General features: G+C 59.0%; 33 protein-coding genes and 1 pseudogene. 1 reads left to right on the top strand and 33 read right to left on the bottom strand.

The window, feature by feature from the left end; genetic code table 11:
• Window positions 1-47 precede the first annotated feature (47 nt).
• The 28 genes from CRO18_RS16185 to rplB form a co-directional block, all read right to left on the bottom strand.
• Window positions 48-659: an autoinducer binding domain-containing protein gene (locus CRO18_RS16185; RefSeq protein ID WP_097082906.1), complete on the bottom strand. Its 612-nt coding sequence runs from the start codon at window positions 657-659 to the stop codon at window positions 48-50.
• Window positions 660-863: 204 nt separating this feature from the next.
• Window positions 864-1283 (bottom strand): 50S ribosomal protein L17, encoded by a 420-nt coding sequence (rplQ, locus tag CRO18_RS16190; RefSeq protein WP_076483959.1) that lies wholly within the window; start codon window positions 1281-1283, stop codon window positions 864-866.
• Window positions 1284-1412: 129 nt separating this feature from the next.
• Complete coding sequence (locus tag CRO18_RS16195; protein WP_076484028.1) at window positions 1413-2429, bottom strand: DNA-directed RNA polymerase subunit alpha; 1017 nt, start codon at window positions 2427-2429, stop codon at window positions 1413-1415.
• 116 nt (window positions 2430-2545) lie between these two features.
• Window positions 2546-2935 carry a 30S ribosomal protein S11 gene (gene rpsK / locus CRO18_RS16200; protein WP_013066070.1) on the bottom strand — a complete coding sequence of 130 codons (390 nt, stop codon included), beginning with the start codon at window positions 2933-2935 and terminating at the stop codon, window positions 2546-2548.
• A 13-nt stretch (window positions 2936-2948) separates the two neighbouring features.
• Window positions 2949-3317, bottom strand: a complete 369-nt coding sequence (rpsM, locus tag CRO18_RS16205; protein ID WP_076483960.1) for a 30S ribosomal protein S13 — start codon at window positions 3315-3317, stop codon at window positions 2949-2951.
• A gap of 176 nt (window positions 3318-3493) precedes the next feature.
• Window positions 3494-4147, bottom strand: coding sequence for an adenylate kinase (locus CRO18_RS16210; RefSeq protein WP_076483961.1), 654 nt, complete (start codon window positions 4145-4147; stop codon window positions 3494-3496).
• Between the two features lie 13 nt (window positions 4148-4160).
• Window positions 4161-5528 carry a preprotein translocase subunit SecY gene (gene secY, locus CRO18_RS16215; RefSeq protein WP_076483962.1) on the bottom strand — a complete coding sequence of 456 codons (1368 nt, stop codon included), beginning with the start codon at window positions 5526-5528 and terminating at the stop codon, window positions 4161-4163.
• A gap of 103 nt (window positions 5529-5631) precedes the next feature.
• A complete protein-coding gene (gene rplO / locus CRO18_RS16220) occupies window positions 5632-6099 on the bottom strand; it encodes a 50S ribosomal protein L15 (protein ID WP_097082907.1) in 468 nt (155 codons plus the stop codon).
• Window positions 6100-6250: 151 nt separating this feature from the next.
• A complete protein-coding gene (locus tag CRO18_RS16225; RefSeq protein ID WP_097082908.1) occupies window positions 6251-6910 on the bottom strand; it encodes a hypothetical protein in 660 nt (219 codons plus the stop codon).
• Between the two features lie 107 nt (window positions 6911-7017).
• Window positions 7018-7350, bottom strand: coding sequence for a ribonuclease E inhibitor RraB (locus tag CRO18_RS16230; RefSeq protein WP_097082909.1), 333 nt, complete (start codon window positions 7348-7350; stop codon window positions 7018-7020).
• A gap of 88 nt (window positions 7351-7438) precedes the next feature.
• Entirely contained in the window at window positions 7439-7630 is a 192-nt protein-coding gene (gene rpmD / locus CRO18_RS16235; RefSeq protein WP_013066063.1) for a 50S ribosomal protein L30, read from the bottom strand.
• 12 nt (window positions 7631-7642) lie between these two features.
• The gene (gene rpsE / locus CRO18_RS16240; RefSeq protein ID WP_076483967.1) at window positions 7643-8203 is read right to left on the bottom strand and encodes a 30S ribosomal protein S5; all 561 of its coding nucleotides are present in this window, start codon (window positions 8201-8203) and stop codon (window positions 7643-7645) included.
• 113 nt (window positions 8204-8316) lie between these two features.
• On the bottom strand, window positions 8317-8676 hold the full coding sequence (gene rplR / locus CRO18_RS16245; protein WP_076483968.1) for a 50S ribosomal protein L18: 360 nt from the start codon (window positions 8674-8676) through the stop codon (window positions 8317-8319).
• Between the two features lie 11 nt (window positions 8677-8687).
• Window positions 8688-9221, bottom strand: coding sequence for a 50S ribosomal protein L6 (gene rplF / locus CRO18_RS16250; RefSeq protein ID WP_076483969.1), 534 nt, complete (start codon window positions 9219-9221; stop codon window positions 8688-8690).
• 10 nt (window positions 9222-9231) lie between these two features.
• Window positions 9232-9630, bottom strand: coding sequence for a 30S ribosomal protein S8 (gene rpsH, locus CRO18_RS16255; protein ID WP_097082910.1), 399 nt, complete (start codon window positions 9628-9630; stop codon window positions 9232-9234).
• Window positions 9631-9642: 12 nt separating this feature from the next.
• Complete coding sequence (gene rpsN / locus CRO18_RS16260) at window positions 9643-9948, bottom strand: 30S ribosomal protein S14 (protein ID WP_076483970.1); 306 nt, start codon at window positions 9946-9948, stop codon at window positions 9643-9645.
• Window positions 9949-9963: 15 nt separating this feature from the next.
• Window positions 9964-10521 carry a 50S ribosomal protein L5 gene (gene rplE / locus CRO18_RS16265; RefSeq protein WP_076483971.1) on the bottom strand — a complete coding sequence of 186 codons (558 nt, stop codon included), beginning with the start codon at window positions 10519-10521 and terminating at the stop codon, window positions 9964-9966.
• Window positions 10521-10826, bottom strand: coding sequence for a 50S ribosomal protein L24 (rplX, locus tag CRO18_RS16270; RefSeq protein WP_076483972.1), 306 nt, complete (start codon window positions 10824-10826; stop codon window positions 10521-10523). The genes rplE and rplX overlap by 1 nt, the downstream gene beginning before the upstream one ends.
• On the bottom strand, window positions 10826-11194 hold the full coding sequence (gene rplN / locus CRO18_RS16275) for a 50S ribosomal protein L14 (protein ID WP_013066055.1): 369 nt from the start codon (window positions 11192-11194) through the stop codon (window positions 10826-10828). Before rplN ends, rplX begins: the two co-directional genes overlap by 1 nt.
• An 88-nt stretch (window positions 11195-11282) precedes the next feature.
• Complete coding sequence (gene rpsQ / locus CRO18_RS16280; RefSeq protein ID WP_076483973.1) at window positions 11283-11516, bottom strand: 30S ribosomal protein S17; 234 nt, start codon at window positions 11514-11516, stop codon at window positions 11283-11285.
• An 11-nt stretch (window positions 11517-11527) separates the two neighbouring features.
• Window positions 11528-11728, bottom strand: coding sequence for a 50S ribosomal protein L29 (rpmC, locus tag CRO18_RS16285; RefSeq protein ID WP_076483974.1), 201 nt, complete (start codon window positions 11726-11728; stop codon window positions 11528-11530).
• 183 nt (window positions 11729-11911) lie between these two features.
• Complete coding sequence (locus tag CRO18_RS16290; protein WP_097082911.1) at window positions 11912-12589, bottom strand: hypothetical protein; 678 nt, start codon at window positions 12587-12589, stop codon at window positions 11912-11914.
• A gap of 200 nt (window positions 12590-12789) precedes the next feature.
• The gene (locus CRO18_RS16295; protein WP_249276090.1) at window positions 12790-13713 is read right to left on the bottom strand and encodes a class I SAM-dependent methyltransferase; all 924 of its coding nucleotides are present in this window, start codon (window positions 13711-13713) and stop codon (window positions 12790-12792) included.
• A gap of 108 nt (window positions 13714-13821) precedes the next feature.
• Window positions 13822-14235, bottom strand: a complete 414-nt coding sequence (gene rplP, locus CRO18_RS16300) for a 50S ribosomal protein L16 (protein ID WP_076483977.1) — start codon at window positions 14233-14235, stop codon at window positions 13822-13824.
• A 13-nt stretch (window positions 14236-14248) separates the two neighbouring features.
• On the bottom strand, window positions 14249-14965 hold the full coding sequence (gene rpsC, locus CRO18_RS16305) for a 30S ribosomal protein S3 (RefSeq protein WP_097082913.1): 717 nt from the start codon (window positions 14963-14965) through the stop codon (window positions 14249-14251).
• Window positions 14965-15345, bottom strand: coding sequence for a 50S ribosomal protein L22 (gene rplV, locus CRO18_RS16310; protein ID WP_076483979.1), 381 nt, complete (start codon window positions 15343-15345; stop codon window positions 14965-14967). The genes rpsC and rplV overlap by 1 nt, the downstream gene beginning before the upstream one ends.
• A 3-nt stretch (window positions 15346-15348) precedes the next feature.
• Window positions 15349-15627 (bottom strand): 30S ribosomal protein S19, encoded by a 279-nt coding sequence (gene rpsS, locus CRO18_RS16315; RefSeq protein WP_055211973.1) that lies wholly within the window; start codon window positions 15625-15627, stop codon window positions 15349-15351.
• Between the two features lie 3 nt (window positions 15628-15630).
• Window positions 15631-16470: a 50S ribosomal protein L2 gene (rplB, locus tag CRO18_RS16320; protein ID WP_076483980.1), complete on the bottom strand. Its 840-nt coding sequence runs from the start codon at window positions 16468-16470 to the stop codon at window positions 15631-15633.
• Window positions 16471-16711: 241 nt separating this feature from the next.
• On the opposite strand from rplB, the gene CRO18_RS16325 reads away from it, so the two are divergent.
• Entirely contained in the window at window positions 16712-17221 is a 510-nt protein-coding gene (locus CRO18_RS16325) for a hypothetical protein (RefSeq protein ID WP_097082914.1), read from the top strand.
• Between the two features lie 111 nt (window positions 17222-17332).
• Here CRO18_RS16325 and CRO18_RS16330 read toward each other — a convergent pair whose 3' ends face one another.
• From CRO18_RS16330 to tuf, 5 genes and pseudogenes are all read right to left on the bottom strand, one after another.
• Window positions 17333-17629, bottom strand: coding sequence for a 50S ribosomal protein L23 (locus tag CRO18_RS16330; RefSeq protein ID WP_076483982.1), 297 nt, complete (start codon window positions 17627-17629; stop codon window positions 17333-17335).
• Entirely contained in the window at window positions 17626-18246 is a 621-nt protein-coding gene (gene rplD / locus CRO18_RS16335; protein ID WP_076483983.1) for a 50S ribosomal protein L4, read from the bottom strand. The genes CRO18_RS16330 and rplD overlap by 4 nt, the downstream gene beginning before the upstream one ends.
• A complete protein-coding gene (rplC, locus tag CRO18_RS16340; RefSeq protein ID WP_076483984.1) occupies window positions 18243-18968 on the bottom strand; it encodes a 50S ribosomal protein L3 in 726 nt (241 codons plus the stop codon). Before rplC ends, rplD begins: the two co-directional genes overlap by 4 nt.
• Before the next feature lie 11 nt (window positions 18969-18979).
• Window positions 18980-19288, bottom strand: coding sequence for a 30S ribosomal protein S10 (rpsJ, locus tag CRO18_RS16345; RefSeq protein ID WP_013066043.1), 309 nt, complete (start codon window positions 19286-19288; stop codon window positions 18980-18982).
• 209 nt (window positions 19289-19497) lie between these two features.
• Window positions 19498-19650: pseudogene (gene tuf / locus CRO18_RS16350) on the bottom strand (elongation factor Tu); the annotation flags it as partial.

A 19650-nucleotide genomic window follows, 5' to 3' on the forward strand; every position in this document is an offset into this window, starting at 1 on the left:
ATGGCCCCACCCTATCTGGCGTGACCGATAGACGAAAGAGGCCGCGCTTAAAGCAAGCGATACTCTTTCGCGCGTTGGATCGCCTCTGCCGTGGTCCGCGCCATCAGCCGTTCGCGCGCCGACAAAAGCCGTGCCTTGAACGCCGATTGCGTGATCCCAAGCTTTGCCGCCGCAGCGGCATGACGGTCCCCCGCAGCCACGCAGCGCAAAGCCTCGATCTGCGCTTTTGTCAGTTCCTGCGGTGGCTCGGTGATGTCATGCAACCGACGCACAAGATCAGAGATTTGCGCGATTTCATCTTCGCGAAATTCCCGGTCGTGCAGCGTGAATGACGCAATCGTCCGCGAGGCGATTTTGCCGCAAGAGACGGTGACCCCGTAATTCAACCCGAAGGTTTTTGCCTCGGCCAAAATATGAAACGGGTCGGGCAAATTGAATTCGCTCCAGCGGCAGGCCCCTTCCATCGAGAAGCCCCAAGCAATCGTCGGATCGCGCAGCGCATAGCCTTGCTGGGTGTAATAGTCGATCCATTCCTTGGGGTAGGTTTGGAACTGCATGATCGGCGCCGCAAACCGGATGTGCAAACCGATGAAGTATCCGTCCGGCGCCAGACGGGACAGGTCACGCAGGTGTTTGCTGATCTCGGAGTGAATAAGCATATCTTTTTAGACAGGCCGGGTCCTAAAAGATCAACTTGAAATTATCAATTTACTTTACAAACCCCTGCAGGCCCTGAAACGCACGACCTCTAAGGGTCCTTGCCTGTAGGATTTTCGCGCAGCACGCCGGAAAGCATCGCACAAAGAAAAAACCCGCCCGAAGGCGGGTTTTCCAAACTTCCCGAGGGAAGCCTGCCTAAAGGATCAATCCTCGGCGGCTTCTTCGGCTTCGAGGCGGGCTTTGTCAGCGGCGCCTTTGGCAGCGACGTCACGGTCCACCAGTTCGATGAAAGCCATCGGCGCCATGTCGCCATAGCGGAAGCCAGCTTTCAGAACGCGGGTGTAGCCACCGTTACGCTCTTTATAGCGCGGGCCGAGAACTTCAAAGAGTTTGGCAACGTCTTTGTCTTGTTTCAGCATCGCCGCGGCCTGACGGCGGGCGTGCAGATCACCGCGTTTCGCGAGGGTGATCAGTTTTTCGATGATCGGACGCAGTTCCTTCGCTTTCGGAAGGGTGGTCTTGATCTGTTCGTGTTCGATGAGCGAGCCGCACATGTTGGCGAACAGCGCTTTGCGGTGTTCGTGGGTACGGTTCAGACGGCGGTAACCGCGAGCGTGACGCATGATCTATCTCCTAAGTCGCGTTTTGCTTTGTGTTGGCCCCCGTGCGTTGCGGAGGTCGTCGTTGGGGCGTTTGCCCAAAATTCCCCGGCAGTCCGGGCATTGGTGGGGGGCGTTGCCGCCCCCCGAAACTTAGAACTGGTCTTCGAAGCGTTTGGCCAGATCTTCGATGTTTTCCGGCGGCCAGTCTTCGACTTCCATGCCCAGATGCAGACCCATCGACGAGAGCACTTCTTTGATCTCGTTGAGCGATTTGCGGCCGAAGTTCGGGGTGCGGAGCATCTCGGCTTCGGTTTTCTGGATAAGATCGCCAATGTAGACGATGTTGTCGTTCTTGAGGCAGTTCGCCGAACGCACCGAAAGCTCGAGCTCGTCGACTTTCTTGAGCAGCAGCGGGTTGAATTCCAACCCGTCGTCGGCGTCTTGCTTCGAAGCCGATTCCGGCTCTTCGAAGTTCACGAAGATCGACAGCTGGTCTTGCAGGATGCGCGCAGCGTAAGCCACGGCGTCTTCCGGCGTCAGCGAGCCATCGGTTTCGATTTTCATCGTCAGCTTGTCGTAGTCGAGCACTTGACCTTCACGGGTCGGCTGAACTTCGTAGGCGACTTTCTTCACCGGCGAATAGATCGCATCGATCGGCATCAGGCCAATCGGCGCATCTTCGGGGCGGTTCTTGTCGGCGGCCACGTAGCCTTTGCCGGTGTTGACGGTCAGTTCCATGAACACGTCGGCGCCATCATCAAGGTGGCAGATCACGTGATCACGGTTGAGAACTTCAATACCGTTGCTTTCCGAGATGTCGCCGCCGGTGACGACGCCCGGCCCTTTGGCCGAGATCGACAGCCGTTTCGGGCCTTCGACATCCATCTTCAGCGCGATACCTTTGAGGTTCAGGATGATGTCCGTGACATCTTCGCGCACACCAGCAACGCTGGAAAACTCATGCAGCACATTGTCGATCTGCACCGAAGTGATGGCCGCCCCCTGAAGCGAGCTCATCAGAACGCGGCGCAGCGCGTTGCCGAGCGTCAGACCGAAGCCGCGTTCGAGCGGTTCGGCGATAACCGTAGCTTGACGTTGAGGGTCGTTGCCCGGCTTGATTTCAAGCTGCGTCGGCTTGATAAGCTCGGCCCAATTTTTGTGGATCATGCGCTCTGCCTCCATTCTTGTTCCGGACCCATGTCCCTAATCCGGAACGCCCGAGGAAAAAACGATACACACCGGGCCGCGCAGGATCTCTGCGCGGCCCGGCTTAATACAATCACTCAGACGCGGCGACGCTTGGGCGGACGGCAGCCGTTGTGCGCGATCGGCGTCACATCACGGATCGAGGTGATGTTGAGGCCAACAGCGGCCAGCGCGCGCAGCGCCGACTCACGGCCCGAACCCGGGCCTTGCACTTCCACGTCCACGGTTTTCAGGCCGTGTTCTTGCGCCTTGCGGGCAGCGTCTTCGGCAGCCATCTGGGCGGCATAGGGGGTCGATTTACGCGAACCCTTGAAGCCCATGGTGCCCGAGGACGACCAAGAAATGGCGTTACCCTGAACGTCGGAGATCAGGATTTTGGTGTTGTTGAACGAGGAGTTCACGTGCACCACGCCAGCGGCGATGTTTTTACGCTCTTTGCGTTTAACGCGAGTCTTATCACGAGCCATGTGCTACCCTCCCTTACTTCTTCTTACCGGCGATCGGTTTCGCCGGGCCCTTACGGGTACGAGCGTTGGTGTGGGTGCGCTGACCGCGAACCGGCAGGTTCTTGCGGTGACGCAGGCCACGGTAGCAACCAAGGTCCATCAGACGCTTGATGTTCATCGACACTTCGCGACGCAGGTCACCTTCAACGGTGAAATGCGCATCGATGTATTCGCGGATGGCGAGCACTTCGGCGTCGGAGAGGTCATTCACACGACGGGTATCGTCGATGCCAACGGCGTCCACGATTTGTTTCGCGAACATCGGGCCGATCCCGTGGATATATTGAAGAGCGATCGGGACGCGTTTCCCGGTCGGAATGTTGACGCCAGCAATACGAGCCAAAGCGTGCTTTCCTTTCGTTGCGGTTCCGTAGCACCAGAACCTTTTTTCACAACATATTCAGATTAGTCTGAACGGCGCAAACGCCCAAACCTCCGGACCCCGGAGATTCGGGCGATTCTCTTGCGAGACGCCGTGACCTAGAAGGAATTTCCCCCTACGTCAAGCGCCAAGCGGCATCAAGCTTGCTGATCCAAAATTGCAGCCATAGATGCGGCAACTTTGTCGATTTCGGCCAAACCATCGACCGAGAACAAATCCCCCGCATGATAGTAATAGCCGATCAGCGGCGAGGTCTTTTTGTAGTATTCCATCAGCCGGGTCTTGAGGCTGTCTTCATTGTCGTCGGCGCGCCGCTTCATATCGTGGCTGCCGCAGACATCACAGGTGCCTTCAACCTTCGTCGGCTTGGTTTCATCGTGATAAACCTCACCGCATTTGCCGCAGGTGAAGCGGCCAGTGATACGGCGCACCAGCGCCGCGTCATCCACCCGCATCTCAATCACGGCATCAAGCTTTTGCCCCATCCGGGCGAGCAAACGGCCAAGCGCATCCGCTTGCGGCAAGGTGCGAGGGAAGCCATCGAAGATGAACCCATTGGCCTCGGTGGACGCCAGTTTCTCTTCGATCAGGCCAATCACGATCTCGTCGGTGACAAGCTCGCCACGGTCCATCACTTCGGCGACGCGCTTGCCCATCTCGGTGCCCGAGGTCTTCGCCTCGCGCAGCATGTCACCGGTGGACAGCTGCACCATACCGCGTTCTTCCACCAGCTTGCGGGCCTGCGTACCCTTACCGGCGCCGGGCGGTCCCAGCAGGATGATATTGGCCATTCTTCCCCTCCCCTCAGCGCCGCGTCGGCGCTTTTCTTGTCTTTGCCCCGGACTTGCGCTTGCCGCGCAGTTGCGAGCGCTCAATGAGCCCTTCGTATTGATGTGCCAACAGGTGCGATTGCACTTGGTTGACCGTATCCATCGCCACCGACACCACGATCAGCACCGAAGTCCCGCCGAAGTAGAAGGGCAGCGAAAGCTGCGTTTGCAAGATCGAGGGCAGAAGGCAGACGGCGGTCAGATAGGCCGAGCCCACCACAAGAACCCGCGCCACCACGTAATCAAGATAGTCTTCGGTCTTCTTGCCGGGGCGGATGCCCGGAATGAAACCGCCTTGGTTCTTCAGGTTCTCGGCCACTTCGTCCGATTTGAAGGTCACGTTCGCGGTATAGAAATACGCGAAGAAGACGATCATCGAGGCATAGAAGGCCAAATAAAGCGGCTGACCGGGGCCGAAATAGGCCAGCACCACCGACATCACCGGCCCGGTATCTTGGCCCGAGAATGTCGCCAGCGTGGTCGGCAGCAGCAGCAGCGACGAGGCGAAGATCGCCGGGATCACGCCCGCCGGGTTCACCTTGATCGGCAGGTGCGAGGAGCCGCCATCATAGATTTTCATCCCCACCTGACGGCGCGGATATTGGATATGGATCTTGCGCAAAGCGCGTTCCATGAACACCACAAAGCCGATCACCGCGATCACCATCAGCATCACGCCAATGATCACCGGGGTCGAAATCGCGCCCGCGCGGCCTTGGGCAAAGAAGCCTGCCAGCGCAGCCGGAATTTCCGCCACGATGCCGACGAAGATGATCAGCGAGATGCCGTTGCCGATGCCGCGCGCGGTGATTTGCTCACCCAGCCACATCAGGAACATGGTGCCGCCCACCAGCGTCACCACAACCGCAGCAAGGAAGAACAGCCCCGGCTGATGCGCCAAGCCGCCGTTTTGCAAGCTGACCGCCATGCCCCAAGCTTGGAACGTCGCCAAAAACACCGTGGAATAGCGGGTGATCTGGTTGATCTTCTTGCGGCCCTGCTCGCCCTCTTTCTTCATCTGTTCGAGCGCCGGCACCAAGGATGCCATCAGCTGCACGATGATCGAGGCCGAAATATACGGCATGATCCCAAGGGCAAAGATGCCCATGCGCCCCAGCGCGCCACCGGTGAACATCGACAGCATGCCGCCGATGCCCGAGGACGCGCGTTCCATGAACTCACGCAGCGCGTCGGCATCAATGCCGGGCACCGGGATATAGGTGCCGAGCCGGTAAATGATCAGGAGCCCGATGGTGTAGAAGATGCGTGCCCGCAGCTCAGTTGCCTTACCCAAGGCACCCCAGCTTAGGTTCGCCGCCATTTGCTCTGCAGCAGAAGCCATACCCGTCTCTTTCATGCGTAAGGCGCCGCGCGACCGTTCTCCGGTCGGCGGCGCCTGGAAAACTGTTGCTTATGTAAGCGGGGATGGCCCCGCCCACAACCGATTATTCGGCCGCAGCAGCAACGGTCAGTTTGCCACCGGCTTTTTCAACGGCTTCCACAGCCGCTTTCGAAGCGCCGGTCACGTTCAGCGTGACCTTGGTGGAGATTTCGCCTTTGGCGAGGATACGGATCCCGTCGCGCTTGCGCGAGGTCAGGCCAGCAGCAACCAGCGCGTCTTCGGTGATTTCAACCGAGGCGTCGAGTTTGCCAAGGCCGATGAATTTCTCGATCAGACCGAGGTTCACAACGGCGAAGGCTTTGCGGTTCGGCTTGCTGAAGCCGCGCTTCGGCAGACGCCGATAGAGCGGCATTTGGCCGCCTTCGTAACCGTTCAGGGCCACACCCGAGCGCGACTTTTGGCCTTTGATACCACGGCCAGCGGTTTTGCCTTTGCCCGAACCCGGGCCACGCGCAACGCGTTTTTTCTTGGTCGCGGCGCCAGAATTGTCGCGCAGTTCGTTCAGTTTCATATCGCTTCTCCTTTGCCGGACAATGCCCCCGGAAGCGAAACCGGAGCACACACGGCATTTCTTGTTGATTCTGGGCCCCGAGCGAGGCCACCGTGGGCGTATAGACGCGCGAGGGCGGTTGGGTCAAGCGGCAAGCTGACCCGGGCACATGTCAGTTTCCATCCAAGGCAGGATCTGTCTGAGGAATAAAGAAACCGAGTGACCCAAGCCTGGTGTTTGGCCCCCAGTCACGGTGCATGAGCGTGTTGTTGACGATATAGAGATCCTTGACCTGATAGATATCGAAGGTGCCCTCCTCGTTCCTCATCATGATGGCCGCACGCTCGCCCGGTTCATTTTCCTCGATCAGACGAAACTGATCGTGGCTCGCCGTGGACGCGACCAACTTCATTCGCTCTAGTACAGTGGGGTAATCCGTCACGCGTTCGTCAGAGAAATAGCACAGGCCCTCATATCCACCGACTCCGACAGCAATCACTATGCCCGCGATAATCGTGGCGGGCGCCGTAACAACTGCTCCGACTGTCCCCAGCGCACCCGCAGTCCCCCCCATAATACCGACGGTTCCCGCCGCAGATGCACCTCCCGCGGTAGAAGCCAACATGGTCAGGCCAGAAGACGCATGAACAAGAGTATAAATACCCGCAGCTTTAGCGGCGACGCCCCCTGCTGCAACCGCACCACCCGTCGCCACAGTGGCCCCGGCGCCTACACCGCCAATCAGTTCGCTGGGGCGATAGTCACAAATCTCTGCGAACGCCGGGTTTGCGACAAGCAGTATCGACAGAGCAGACACAAGGGCATTCTTCATCACTCACCTCATAATGTTAAACACTCTCTTCAAATTATCTGGACGACGTAGTCCAAGCTTTCTTCCCCTTCAAATTTAGCACGCTCTTTCAAGCTCACCAACACCCGTCACGCCCCCATGAACCCCCAGCCATCCGCCAGGAACCCATGCACCGCGCCTTGCACGGTCAGCTTTTCTTCCTCGGCCCAAAGGCTCTCCACCGTCAACGCCATCTCGGGCGTGGTGATCTCGAGGCAGGCCTCGTCCTCGTCATCCTCGGCCTCATACCATTCCACCCCATAGCCCTGCGCCTCAAGCGCCTCGGTGAACGCATCCCAATCGGCGCTGCCATCTTCGGGCACGAATTGAAAGGCCACGACCGCGCGCGCGGGCAGGTCTTCCATCTTCGCAATCTCGGCAAATATCTGCTCGGTCTCGGCTTTTTGCTGCTTCATATCCATCGCGGCCTCCTGTCTGGGGCTGGCAGTATCCAACGAAAAACGCCCCGGACCAAGCCGGGGCGTTTATCAATTCAAATAAAGACCGGGCTTAGCCGCGCTCTTCGATGATCTTCACAAGGTGCGAGATCTTGTTGACCATGCCGCGGACAGCCGGGGTATCTTCCAGCTCACGGGTGCGGCGGATCTTGTTCAGGCCAAGGCCCTTGAGGGTCGCGGTCTGGATGGCCGGGCGGCGGGCAGCCGAAGCCACCTGTTGCACGACGATGGTTTTTTTCGCCATCTCTCAGTCTCCTCAGGCTTCAGCCGGCGCTTCAGCGTCGGTTTTCGGCAGGATGTCGGCGACCTTTTTGCCACGACGAGCGGCAACGGAACGCGGCGAGGCTTCCAGCTTCAGACCGTCGAGGGTCGCGCGGATCATGTTATAGGGGTTTTGCGAGCCGATCGACTTCGCAACAACGTCCTGAACGCCCAGCATTTCGAACACGGCACGCATCGGACCACCGGCGATGATCCCGGTACCAGCCGGCGCGGTGCGCATGACGACTTTGCCAGCGCCGTGACGGCCCGCCACGTCGTGGTGCAGGGTGCGGCCATCTTTGAGCGGCACGCGGATCAGCGAACGTTTCGCTTGCTCGGTGGCTTTGCGGATCGCTTCCGGAACTTCTTTGGCTTTGCCTTTGCCGAAGCCGACGCGACCACGTTGGTCACCAACCACGACGAGCGCGGCAAACCCGAAGCGCTTACCACCCTTCACGGTTTTCGACACGCGGTTGATCGCAACCAGACGATCGGCGAATTCCGGGGTTTCTTCGCGCTCTTCGCGGCGGCCCCGGCGGTTATCACGTTCTGCCATAAGGCATTCCTTTCGTGAACGGCGTGGTGTCACGCCTGTTTGGTCCAATCCAAGTGGGCCGCGCTAGGCACGGCCCCCGGATCATCGGGAGGGCGCGAGCGCCCCCCACCTCATTAGAATTTCAGACCGCCTTCGCGGGCTGCTTCGGCAAGCGCCTTGATTTTGCCGTGGAACAAGAAGCCACCACGGTCGAAGAAGCACTCTTCGACACCGGCTTTCTTGGCCCGCTCGGCGATCGCCGCACCAATTTTGGTGGCGGCTTCGACGTTGTTCTTGCCGACGACGCCGAACTCTTTTTCCAGAGTCGAAGCCGACGCAATCGTCACACCTTTGACGTCGTCGATCAGCTGAACGCTGATGTTTTTCGACGAGCGGTGCACCGACAGACGGGCGCGGCCATTGGCCATCGCCTTGATTTTGTTCCGGACGCGCAGGCGGCGCTTGAGGAACAGCTCTCGTTTGTTGTTCGCCATTTCTCAGCCCCTTACTTCTTCTTGCCTTCCTTACGGAAGATGAACTCGCCCTTGTAGCGGATGCCTTTGCCTTTGTAGGGCTCGGGACGACGCCACTCACGGATATTCGCCGCGACTTGGCCGACCAGCTGTTGGTCGATGCCTTCCACGGTGATCTCGGTCTGTTTCGGGCACGCGACGGTCACACCGGCGGGAACCTCGAAGTTAACCTCGTGCGAATAGCCCAGCGACAGCTTCAGGATGTTGCCCTGAATCGCGGCGCGGTAACCAACGCCTTGGATTTCGAGCTCTTTCTTGAAGCCAGTGGAGACGCCGACGCCGAGGTTTTCGATCATCGAGCGGGTCATACCCCACTGCTGACGGGCACGTTTGGAGGTGCCGCGCGGCGCCACGGTGACGGTGTTGCCGTCCATCGTGATCGTCACATCGTCGGTGGCGGTGAAGCTACGGGTGCCTTTCGGCCCTTTCACTTCAACGGTCTGGCCGTTCAGCGAGGCGCTCACGCCGCTGGGCAGTTCGACCGGTTTCTTACCAATACGAGACATCGGGCCCTCCTTAGAACACGGTGCAGAGCACTTCACCGCCAACGTTGGCAGTGCGTGCGGCCGCGTCCGTCATGACGCCTTTCGGCGTGGAGACGATCGAAACACCCAGGCCTTGACGGACCGAGGGGATTTCCTTGACCGAAGCATAAACGCGGCGGCCCGGCTTGGAGACGCGCGAAATCTCGCGGATCACCGGGGTGCCTTCGAAATACTTCAGGCTGATCTCGAGTTCCGGCATGCCGGCCGCCGAGGTCGTTTTCTCATAGCCACGGATGTAGCCTTCCGCCGCAAGCACGTCGAGAACCCAAGCGCGAAGCTTCGAAGCCGGGGTACGGACGGTGGACTTGCCGCGCATCTGCGCGTTGCGGATGCGGGTCAGCATATCGCCGAGGGGATCGTTCACGGACATTCCCTGACCTCCTTACCAGCTCGATTTCACCATGCCGGGGATCTGGCCGAACGAGGCCAGGTCACGCAGCATGATCCGCGAGAGTTTGAGCTTACGGTAGTAAGCATGGGGACGACCGGTGAGCTGGCAACGGTTGTGCAGACGCACGGCCGACGAGTTGCGGGGCAGTTCCGCCAGTTTCAGAGTCGCTTTGAAGCGCTCTTCCATCGGCAGGTTCTGGTCTTCGATGATCGCTTTGAGCGAGGCACGTTTGTTGGCGAATTTCTTCACCAGCTTCGCGCGCTTCACTTCGCGTTCAACCATGGATTTTTTGGCCATTAATTCTCTCCGCGATCAGGCGTTGAAAGGCATGTTGAAAGCTTTCAACAGCGCCTTCGCTTCCGCATCCACGTTGGTCGAGGTGCAGATGATGATGTCCATGCCGAGAACTTCGTCGACTTTGTCGAAATCGATCTCCGGGAACACGATGTGTTCTTTGAGACCCATAGCGAAGTTACCGCGGCCGTCGAAGCTCGGTTTCACACCGCGGAAGTCGCGCACGCGCGGCATAGCGATGTTGATCAGACGGTCGAGGAATTCATACATCTGGTCGCCACGGAGGGTGACCTTGCAGCCAAGCGGCATTTCTTCACGGACGCGGAAACCGGCGATCGATTTCTTGGCCTTGGTGATGACAGCCTTCTGACCGGCGATGAGCGACAGCTCGTCAGCGGCTTGCTTGACTTTCTTGGTGTCTTTCACGGCTTCGCCGACACCCATGTTGAGAACGATTTTCTCAAGCTTGGGGATCTGCATGTCGTTTTTATACGCGAACTGCTCTTTCATCGCAGCGCGGATCGTCGACGCGTAAAGCGCTTTCAGACGCGGGGTATAGGTGGCTTGGTCGAGCATTAGATCGCCTCCCCGGTGGTCTTGGCGTAACGCACCTTTTTGCCGTCTTCGAAACGGAAGCCGACGCGGGTCGCTTTGCCGTTGGCATCGACGAGCGCGAGGTTCGACAGGTCGATCGGCATCGCTTTCGAAACACGGCCGCCTTGCGCGGTTTGCGTTTGACGCTGGTGACGGATCGCCATGTTCAGACCGTCGACAATGGCTTTGTTGTCCTTGGGCATGACGGTGGAGATTTCACCTTGCTTGCCCTTGTCCTTGCCAGTGAGCACGACGACTTTGTCGCCTTTGCGGAGTTTCGCAGCCATCACAGCACCTCCGGCGCAAGCGAGATGATCTTCATGAAGTTCTTGGCGCGCAATTCGCGAACGACCGGCCCGAAGATACGGGTGCCGACCGGTTCGCCCTGGTTGTTCAGGATGACGGCGGCGTTGCGGTCGAAGCGGATGGCGGTGCCATCTTCGCGACGAACTTCTTTGGCGGTGCGCACGACAACGGCTTTACGCACGTCGCCTTTTTTCACACGGCCTTTCGGAATCGCCTCCTTGACCGACACAACGATGATGTCGCCCACGGATGCGTAACGGCGGTGCGAACCGCCCAAAACCTTGATGCACTGAACTCGGCGCGCGCCGGAGTTGTCAGCGACATCCAGATTGGTCTGCATCTGGATCATAGTGTTACTCCCGACCTTTGGAAACAGCTATGCAGTCAGCCGTCCCAGGGTTTCGATGAACTGAAAGTTCATCGCCGGGCCTGAAAAATCAGGCCTCGACGACAACCGTCCAGCGCTTCGTTTTCGAGATCGGTGCACATTCCTCGATGCGGACGGTGTCACCAGTCTTGAAAGTGTTGAGCGCGTCATGCGCGCGGTATTTTTTGGTGCTACGCACGGTCTTTTTCATGACCGGGTGCTTGAAGCGGCGTTCCACGAGAACGGTCACGGTTTGATCGTTCTTATCCGAGGTCACGACACCTTGCAGGATACGTTTGGGCATCGGAAGTCTCCTTACTTCGCAGCTTCAGCAGCTTTTTGGTTGAGCACCGTCTTCACACGAGCGACGTCACGACGGACGGCGCGCATGCGGGCGGTGTTCTCAAGCTGGTTGGTGGCCGCTTGGAAGCGGAGGTTGAAGGCTTCCTTTTTCAGCGCAACAAGCGCGTCACGAAGCTCGTCAGGCGTTTTCGCCTTGAGTTCTTGGGCGTTCATCCCATGGTTCCTTGTCTGGCACCGGCAGGCCCCGCTTGGGTGCAAACGCACGCTTGGGGTGACCCGTAACCCGGTGGGTTATGTCTTCCGCACCCGATTCCCGAAGGGACCGGAGGCGCGGATGCCGCTCCCTACAGGAAAGCGCCTCCCGGGGCAACCCCAAGTTTGGCGCAGCGGCAGGTCTTAGGCTTTTGCGTCAAACAGGGACACAAAACCGGGGATGCCACGGAAATCGCGCTTATGCGCGACCGGGCGAGTGAGCCACAGCAACGCCGGCACAAAGGGGCGCAACCGATCAAGCCGTGCTTCCGCGCGGCCCCAGATATTCATTCGGTCTTGTGCCTGATAGGCCCGCGCCGCAGCGCGCACCACCTCATCCACCCGTCCCCGCTCGGCGAGAATATCGAAGAAGAAAATCAGCAGATCGCGCGCATGCCCATCGGGCGTGTTGCGTTTCGAACTAAAGTTCTCAAGGTCGATGAAGGTGATCTGCCCATCTGCCCAGCAGATGTCGCACAGGTTTGGACGCCCATGGCTGAAACCCGCGCGGTGCAGCCGCGCCAAGGTTTCGGCCGCAGCGATGAGCGCGGTTTCGAACTCTGCCGCATGCGCTGCGCCAGCACGTGCCAGATGACGCAAAGTCACCCCAGCATCAGCGACGATGAAATGGGATTTCCCCTCTTCAAGAAGCTTCGGGAACGGCAGTCCCGCGCGTGCCACCTGATGGTAGCTTTCCCGCTCAGCTTCAAAGAGACGCCGCGGATCGCCCTTTTGCAGCCGCAGCCGCAACGATCCATCTTCAACGCGTTTACGCCACCCGGCGACCCCATTCACCGCAGCTTTTTCAATTCGAATCGGCACCTTACACCTACAGAGCTTACGCTCCTCCCGCAGGCGTTCTCTCGTGGCGTGACCAGAGCCGCAACCCAAAAGCGTCATCGAAGCGTTACATGTGACGCGAACGTGACACCGTTACGCAGCACCAAGACGGAGATGCAGCGGCCCTGTCAGCACATTATGCACCGCGCACAAAGGCCTATCGCGCACAACCGAACAGATCGTCAGCCAAGATGCATCAGTTTGTAGACGGTAAGCTGGTTGCGGTTGATCCCCGCATATACGCAGGCGAACCCGTTGTCCCGGTAGCGACGCATCGCTTTTTGGAACGCGTAAAAGGTTTCCATATAGGCGGTATCGCTCAGCAAATGCGCCTGTACCGGGTTGGTGATCAACAATACCGACCGACGTGCGAGGCGGGTAAACTCCCCCACAATCTTAAGCCAATCCTTGGGGTGGCAATAATGCTCGAGCGCATCGAAGCACAGAACCGTGTCAAAGCTATTGTCCTCGAATGGGTAAGGCACATGCCCCGCATCGAAGAGCCGCACATCCAAGCCCTTGCTCTCGATCAGCGGCCTGTACGGCCAGTTTAAAATGGCGCCATCCCCACGGTTCAGTTTGTGGTCATCCGCGGCTGCGGCCAAATCCAGCGCGTTCGCCTCCCGGAAACGAGTATCAAGACCGCCATCACGCCCTAAGAAATTCGCGAAGTCATTGCCAATGGCCCGATGCCCAAAATGGCGCAAAATCTCTAAGGTTGCGCCATGCGCGCTCGACATCTCCAGCACGTCTTGCCGCGCGCCCTCCTCCACCATCAGTTCAGGCATGTATTGCAGCAAAAGGTGCCATGAGCGCCGGATATTTTTGAAACGCACAACGTATTTGCGCTGCACTGATTTGCTCAGCTGCGCGATCGCTTCCTCAGAAAGCATGTAGGGGGCCGAAAACGCCTCCGGTGGCGGCGCATCAAAAGCGGCAATCACCTCATCGACCGAGGGCTGCTTCGGTATCTTCTGCTTCAGGAATTCCGCGTAAAAGTCCCCCCGAAGCTGCGATAGCTCCTCCAGATACCCGGCGTAACCTTTTCGGCTTCCGGTTGGGAATTGGGCTTCTCTTTCAATGAGCTCTTTATGGCTCCAGCGCATCTGCACCCTCATGTACTTATTGACTAGAGGTGTATCTGGCGCATTTCATTTCCGCAAAGAAAAAAACCCCGCCGAAGCGGGGGTTTTCAAACCTGTGTCGGGAAGACCTTACCAGTCTTCGCGGGCCACGATGCGGCTCATCACCGGCAGTTTGTTCGCACCAAGGCGCAGAGCCTCACGCGCGATCGGTTCCGGCACGCCGTCGATCTCGAACATGATCCGGCCCGGTTTCACCTTGGCCGCCCAGTAATCGATCGAGCCTTTACCTTTACCCATCCGGACTTCGGTCGGTTTCGACGAAACCGGCACATCCGGGAAGATACGGATCCAGACGCGGCCTTGACGCTTCATGTGACGGGTGATCGCGCGGCGAGCCGCTTCGATCTGACGGGCCGTCACACGCTCCGGCTCGGTGGCCTTGAGCGCAAAGGAACCAAAGTTCAGGTTGAACCCACCCTTGGCTTCGCCTTTGATGCGGCCCTTGTGCTGTTTGCGGAATTTCGTCCGTTTCGGTTGCAGCATCTCAAGTCACTCCTCAGCGAGCGTCGCGGTCGCGACGCGGACCGCGCGGCGCCGGGCCGTCTTGGGCTTCGGCAGCTTTGCGATCACGGGCTTGCGGATCATGTTCCATGATCTCGCCTTTGAAGATCCAGACCTTCACGCCGATGATCCCATAGGGAGTCATGGCTTCGTCCAGCGCGTAGTCGATGTCGGCGCGCAGGGTGTGCAGCGGCACACGGCCTTCACGATACCACTCAGTCCGCGCGATCTCGGCGCCGCCCAGACGGCCAGCGACATTCACACGGATGCCAAGGGCGCCCATACGCATCGCGTTTTGCACGGCGCGCTTCATGGCACGACGGAACGAAACACGGCGCTCGAGCTGCTGGCAGATCGACTCGGCCACAAGCTGGGCGTCCAGCTCGGGTTTGCGAACTTCAACGATGTTGAGGTGCAGTTCCGAGTCGGTGTAGTTCGCCAGTTTCTTGCGCAGGGTTTCAATATCGGCGCCTTTTTTGCCGATGATGACACCCGGACGCGCGGCGTGGATCGTGACGCGGCACTTTTTGTGCGGACGTTCGATGATCACGCGGGCGATGCCAGCTTGTTTGGCTTCTTTGTGGATGAACTCGCGCATGCGGAGGTCTTCCAGAAGCAGGTCGCCATAGTCTTTCGATTCAGCGAACCAGCGGCTGTCCCAGGTGCGGTTGACCTGAAGACGCATCCCGATGGGGTTGACCTTCTGACCCATTACGCGCGCTCCTCGATCTGACGCACCTTGATGGTGATTTCCGAAAACGGCTTCATGATCTTGCCAAACCGGCCACGGGCGCGCGGACGACCGCGTTTCATGACGAGGTTTTTGCCGACCCAAGCTTCCGCGACGATCAGGTTATCGACGTCGAGGCCGTGGTTGTTTTCGGCGTTGGCAATGGCCGATTGCAGGCACTTGCGCACGTCTTCGGCGATCCGTTTTTTCGAGAAGGTGAGGTCCATAAGGGCCTTGTCCACCTTCTTGCCACGGATCAGCGCGGCAACGAGGTTGAGTTTCTGCGGCGAGGTACGAAGCATCTTCGCTTTCGCGAAGGCTTCATTATCCGCCACGCGGCGCGGATTCTGTTCCTTACCCATGGCTTACTTCCTCTTCGCTTTCTTGTCGGCGGCGTGACCGTAGTAGGTCCGGGTCGGCGAGTATTCACCGAACTTTTGGCCGATCATCTCTTCGGTGACGTTCACCGGGATGTGCTTCTGCCCGTTGTAGACGCCGAAGGTGAGGCCGACAAATTGCGGCAGGATGGTGGAACGACGCGACCAAATTTTGATGACGTCGGATTTGCCCGAAGCGCGCGCTTTTTCTGCTTTTTTCAGCAGATAGGCGTCAACGAAAGGGCCTTTCCAGAGAGAACGTGCCATATCTTAGCGACCCTTCTTCTTGGCGTGACGCGACCGCAAGATGTACTTGTCGGTCTGCTTGTTCGAACGGGTGCGCTTGCCCTTGGTGTCCTTGCCCCACGGGGTAACCGGGGTACGGCCACCGGAGGTGCGGCCTTCACCACCACCGTGCGGGTGGTCGATCGGGTTCATCGCAACACCGCGAACGGTCGGACGCACGCCCATGTGGCGCTTACGACCGGCTTTGCCGAGGTTTTGGTTGCTGTGATCGGCGTTCGAAACGGCACCGATGGTCGCCAGGCATTCCTGACGGACAAGACGCAGCTCGCCCGAGGAAAGACGCAGCTGGGCATAGCCACCGTCACGGCCGACGAATTGGGCATAGGTGCCCGCGGCGCGCGCGATCTGACCACCTTTGCCGGGCTTCAGCTCGACGTTGTGGACGATCGTACCGATCGGCATACCCGAGAACGGCATCGCGTTGCCCGGTTTGATGTCTTGTTTCGCACCGGCGATGACGGTGTCACCCACCGCAAGGCGCTGCGGCGCGAGGATGTAGGCCAGTTCGCCGTCGCTGTATTTGATCAGCGCGATGAAGGCGGTGCGGTTCGGGTCATATTCGATCCGCTCGACCGTGGCCGGAACGTCGAACTTACGACGCTTGAAATCGACGATGCGGTAAAGGCGTTTCGCCCCACCACCCTTGTGCCACATCGTGACGCGTCCGGTGTTGTTCCGGCCGCCCGTCTTGGTCAAACCCTCAGTGAGGGCTTTGACGGGACGACCTTTCCAAAGCTCCGAACGGTCGATCAGAACCAGCCCGCGCTGGCCAGGCGTCGTCGGTTTATACGACTTGAGTGCCATGCTCTCTGTCTTCCGTTGCTCTGGACCATAGGTCCGTTACGTAAGGGGCGCCGTAGCTCCCCGAGTGCAAAAATCACTGGCCCCGGACGAATCCGGGGCCGAGCGACTGGCGGGGCATAGCAGGGTTGAGGGAAGGTGGCAAGTGGGAAGGGGCTTCGAGAGAATCTTGATCCGCGGCGAAGCGCAGATGATATTGTGCCACGGATTTCCTCCAGCTTCTCTGGCCTCGATAGGTTTCTAAATGGCTTCTGCTCAATACGTTGAATTGCAGCACCTTACCCGCAGATACGGCGAGGTGACTTTACGGTTTCACCATCAGGTCAAAGAACTCGGCCGAAAGATTGTCAGCGCCTATGCGCTTTTCTTGGGCTCACCGACTTCAGCGCCCGACGCCGTTCCTCCAGAAGGCGATTTCGGCGGCGATGCACCATGGAATGACACCGCGTTTTCCTCATTTGGAGCCTCGCTACTCTCGCTCGACCACGTTCGAATGGGCTTACGCACTAAGATTGATGACCTGTCTGATGACGGCGCGACCCTTGTCCGAACGATCATCGAGTTTCAGCCTTGCGATGAGACCGTTAGAGTGGTCGTCGGAAGCCGTTCAATCTCCTTTGCAGGCAAGAATGAATCCGACTGCATCCAGGAGGTGTGCAAAGCTGTTCTGGAGGATGTCAAAGATACTTTTGCACCAGACCTTGCTGACGCAGATGGGCACCAGAAAATTGGCTACCTGAGGCACGAACGTTAAATTCGCCTCCCGCGCGGCTCACAAGCGGATAGAAATCTGCCACGCCACCGCCCCCCAAAAACAAAAAAGGCCCCCGCTTGCGCGAGGGCCTTTCTTGTCATGTGTCAGGTCTTACAGACCGGTCGAAACGTCGATGGTTTGACCGTCTTCGAGCGTGACATAGGCTTTTTTCACGTCCGAGCGTTGGCCGAGCGAACCGCGGAAGCGTTTCACTTTGCCTTTGGTGATGGTGGTGTTGACCGCCTTCACCTTCACGCCGAAGAGCGCTTCAACAGCCTCTTTGATCGCCGGTTTCGTCGCCGTCTTGGCGACTTGGAACACAACCGCACCAGCTTCCGAGGCCATGGTGGCTTTCTCGGTGATGATGGGCTTCACGATCACGTCGTAATGTTCGGGTTTCGCACTCATTTCAGGCGAGCCTCCAGAGCTTCGACACCCGCTTTGGTGATCACGAGCGTGTCACGCTTGAGGATGTCATAGACGTTGGCGCCCATCGACGGCAGCACATCGATGCCATCAATGTTGCGCGCGGCAAGCGCGAAGTTCTCGTTCACCGAGGCGCCGTCGATCACCAGGACCTTTTTCCAGCCCAGCTCCTTGGCAGCTTTGGCGAGCATCGAGGTTTTCGCTTCGGCCATATCGGCCGCTTCGATCACCACGAGGTTGCCAGCTTTCGCCTTGGCAGACAGCGCATGACGCAGGCCGAGGGCGCGGAACTTCTTGGTCAGGTCATGGGCGTGGCTACGCGGGGTCGGGCCTTTGTAGACACCACCGTGACGGAAGATCGGCGCCTTTTTGGACCCGTGACGCGCGCCACCGGTGCCTTTTTGGCGATAGATCTTCTTGGTCGAGTAGCTGACTTCCGACTTGCCGAGCACCGAGTGGGTACCGGCTTGAGCCTTCGCACGCTGCCAGCGGACCACGCGATGCAGGATGTCGGCGCGCGGCTCAAGGCCGAACAGCGCTTCGTCGAGCTCGATCGCGCCGGCTTTTTCGCCGTCAAGCTTGATCACATCGAGTTTCATGCTTCACCCCCTTCGACCGAGACTTCTTCGGCCGGAGCGGCAGCCGCCGCGGATTTCAGCGCGGCCGGCATCGGCAGATCCGCCGGGGCCGGTTTTTTCACGGCGTCTTTGATCGTGACCCAGCCGCCTTTGGCGCCCGGAACCGACCCTTTGACCATGATCAGACCACGCTCGGCGTCGGTGCGGACCACTTGCAGGTTTTGCGTGGTGACGCGAACGGCACCAAGATGACCCGCCATTTTCTTGCCTTTGAAGACCTTACCCGGGTCTTGGCACTGACCGGTCGAACCGTGCGAACGGTGCGAGATCGACACACCGTGCGAGGCGCGCAGACCACCGAAGTTGTGACGCTTCATGGCACCGGCAAAGCCTTTACCGATCGAGGTGCCGGCGATGTCGACATGCTGACCGGCAAGGTAATGCTCGGCCGAGATCTCGGCGCCAACTTCGATCAGGTTTTCGGGCGAAACGCGGAATTCGGCGAGCTTGCGCTTGGGCGCCACATTCGCTTTCGCGAAGTGACCACGCATCGCACCCGAAACGCGCTTGGCTTTCGCCTCGCCCGCACCGAGTTGCACAGCCGTGTAGCCATCGGTTTCGACGGTGCGCTGCGCGACAACTTGCAGGTTGTCGAGTTGCAGCACGGTCACCGGAACCTGTTTGCCGTCTTCGAGGAACAGCCGGGTCATGCCCAGCTTCTTGGCGATAACACCAGAACGCATGTGCTAACTCCTCAGACTTTGATCTCGACGTCCACGCCAGCCGCGAGGTCGAGCTTCATCAGCGCGTCCACGGTTTGCGGGGTCGGATCGACGATGTCGAGAAGACGCTTGTGCGTGCGGATTTCCCACTGGTCGCGCGACTTTTTGTCGATGTGCGGACCACGGAGAACCGTGAATTTCTCGATTTTGTTGGGCAGCGGGATCGGCCCGCGGACCTGTGCACCCGTACGCTTCGCGGTGTTGACGATTTCCTGGGTGCTGGCGTCCAGCACGCGGTAATCGAACGCCTTGAGCCGGATGCGAATGTTTTGACCAGACATGGTTTTCCCTTTTCGCAGGGCTTTTCAGGTTGAGAGGCTGACAACACCGCATGTGGTGCCAGCATCGAACCGCAATCTTTACAGATTAGGCGCGCCGGATATGCGGCTGGCCTGAGTCTGTCAAGAACAAAAGGCGCGCCTTACGGCGCACCTTTCAATTTCGTGGTTTTTACATCCGGCGAGCAGACCCGCCGGATCTAAAACATCGATTACTCGATGATTTTCGAGACGACGCCGGCGCCGACGGTACGGCCGCCTTCGCGGATAGCGAAGCGCAGTTTTTCTTCCATCGCGATCGGCGCAATCAGTTCGACTTCGAACTTCAGGTTGTCGCCCGGCATCACCATTTCAGTGCCTTCCGG

This window comes from Rhodobacter sp. JA431 (assembly GCF_900217725.1).
Lineage (GTDB): Bacteria > Pseudomonadota > Alphaproteobacteria > Rhodobacterales > Rhodobacteraceae > Rhodobacter > Rhodobacter aestuarii.

Excerpts from the sequence above, each read along its gene's own strand:
- rpsH (WP_097082910.1), bottom strand. The coding sequence starts at position 9,630 with ATGTCCGTGAACGATCCCCTCGGCGATATGCTGACCCGCATCCGCAAC.
- CRO18_RS16210 (WP_076483961.1), bottom strand. The coding sequence starts at position 4,147 with ATGGCCAATATCATCCTGCTGGGACCGCCCGGCGCCGGTAAGGGTACG.
- rplX (WP_076483972.1), bottom strand. The coding sequence starts at position 10,826 with ATGGCTGCGAAACTCCGCAAAGGCGACAAAGTCGTCGTGCTCACTGGC.
- rplR (WP_076483968.1), bottom strand. The coding sequence starts at position 8,676 with ATGGCGAACAACAAACGAGAGCTGTTCCTCAAGCGCCGCCTGCGCGTC.
- rpmD (WP_013066063.1), bottom strand. The coding sequence starts at position 7,630 with ATGGCGAAAAAAACCATCGTCGTGCAACAGGTGGCTTCGGCTGCCCGC.
- CRO18_RS16225 (WP_097082908.1), bottom strand. The coding sequence starts at position 6,910 with ATGAAGAATGCCCTTGTGTCTGCTCTGTCGATACTGCTTGTCGCAAAC.
- CRO18_RS16185 (WP_097082906.1), bottom strand. The coding sequence starts at position 659 with ATGCTTATTCACTCCGAGATCAGCAAACACCTGCGTGACCTGTCCCGT.
- rpsQ (WP_076483973.1), bottom strand. The coding sequence starts at position 11,516 with ATGCCCAAACGTATCCTGCAAGGTGTCGTGACCTCGGATAAGAACGAT.
- CRO18_RS16295 (WP_249276090.1), bottom strand. The coding sequence starts at position 13,713 with ATGCGCTGGAGCCATAAAGAGCTCATTGAAAGAGAAGCCCAATTCCCA.
- rpsS (WP_055211973.1), bottom strand. The coding sequence starts at position 15,627 with ATGGCACGTTCTCTCTGGAAAGGCCCTTTCGTTGACGCCTATCTGCTG.
- CRO18_RS16330 (WP_076483982.1), bottom strand. The coding sequence starts at position 17,629 with ATGAGTGCGAAACCCGAACATTACGACGTGATCGTGAAGCCCATCATC.
- rpmC (WP_076483974.1), bottom strand. The coding sequence starts at position 11,728 with ATGAACGCCCAAGAACTCAAGGCGAAAACGCCTGACGAGCTTCGTGAC.
- rpsC (WP_097082913.1), bottom strand. The coding sequence starts at position 14,965 with ATGGGTCAGAAGGTCAACCCCATCGGGATGCGTCTTCAGGTCAACCGC.
- rpsE (WP_076483967.1), bottom strand. The coding sequence starts at position 8,203 with ATGGCAGAACGTGATAACCGCCGGGGCCGCCGCGAAGAGCGCGAAGAA.
- rplE (WP_076483971.1), bottom strand. The coding sequence starts at position 10,521 with ATGCTCGACCAAGCCACCTATACCCCGCGTCTGAAAGCGCTTTACGCG.
- rplC (WP_076483984.1), bottom strand. The coding sequence starts at position 18,968 with ATGCGTTCTGGTGTTATCGCCAAGAAGCTGGGCATGACCCGGCTGTTC.
- rplP (WP_076483977.1), bottom strand. The coding sequence starts at position 14,235 with ATGCTGCAACCGAAACGGACGAAATTCCGCAAACAGCACAAGGGCCGC.
- rpsK (WP_013066070.1), bottom strand. The coding sequence starts at position 2,935 with ATGGCTCGTGATAAGACTCGCGTTAAACGCAAAGAGCGTAAAAACATC.
- rplO (WP_097082907.1), bottom strand. The coding sequence starts at position 6,099 with ATGAAACTGAACGAACTGCGCGACAATTCTGGCGCCGCGACCAAGAAA.
- rplD (WP_076483983.1), bottom strand. The coding sequence starts at position 18,246 with ATGAAACTCGATGTGATCAAGCTTGACGGCGAAAAAGCCGGCGCGATC.
- rpsN (WP_076483970.1), bottom strand. The coding sequence starts at position 9,948 with ATGGCCAAAAAATCCATGGTTGAACGCGAAGTGAAGCGCGCGAAGCTG.
- rplQ (WP_076483959.1), bottom strand. The coding sequence starts at position 1,283 with ATGCGTCACGCTCGCGGTTACCGCCGTCTGAACCGTACCCACGAACAC.
- secY (WP_076483962.1), bottom strand. The coding sequence starts at position 5,528 with ATGGCTTCTGCTGCAGAGCAAATGGCGGCGAACCTAAGCTGGGGTGCC.
- CRO18_RS16195 (WP_076484028.1), bottom strand. The coding sequence starts at position 2,429 with ATGATCCACAAAAATTGGGCCGAGCTTATCAAGCCGACGCAGCTTGAA.
- CRO18_RS16230 (WP_097082909.1), bottom strand. The coding sequence starts at position 7,350 with ATGGATATGAAGCAGCAAAAAGCCGAGACCGAGCAGATATTTGCCGAG.
- CRO18_RS16325 (WP_097082914.1), top strand. The coding sequence starts at position 16,712 with ATGGCTTCTGCTCAATACGTTGAATTGCAGCACCTTACCCGCAGATAC.
- rplV (WP_076483979.1), bottom strand. The coding sequence starts at position 15,345 with ATGGGTAAGGAACAGAATCCGCGCCGCGTGGCGGATAATGAAGCCTTC.
- rplN (WP_013066055.1), bottom strand. The coding sequence starts at position 11,194 with ATGATCCAGATGCAGACCAATCTGGATGTCGCTGACAACTCCGGCGCG.
- rpsJ (WP_013066043.1), bottom strand. The coding sequence starts at position 19,288 with ATGTCTGGTCAAAACATTCGCATCCGGCTCAAGGCGTTCGATTACCGC.
- rplB (WP_076483980.1), bottom strand. The coding sequence starts at position 16,470 with ATGGCACTCAAGTCGTATAAACCGACGACGCCTGGCCAGCGCGGGCTG.
- rplF (WP_076483969.1), bottom strand. The coding sequence starts at position 9,221 with ATGTCTCGTATTGGTAAGAAACCGGTCGAACTGCCCAGCGGCGTGAGC.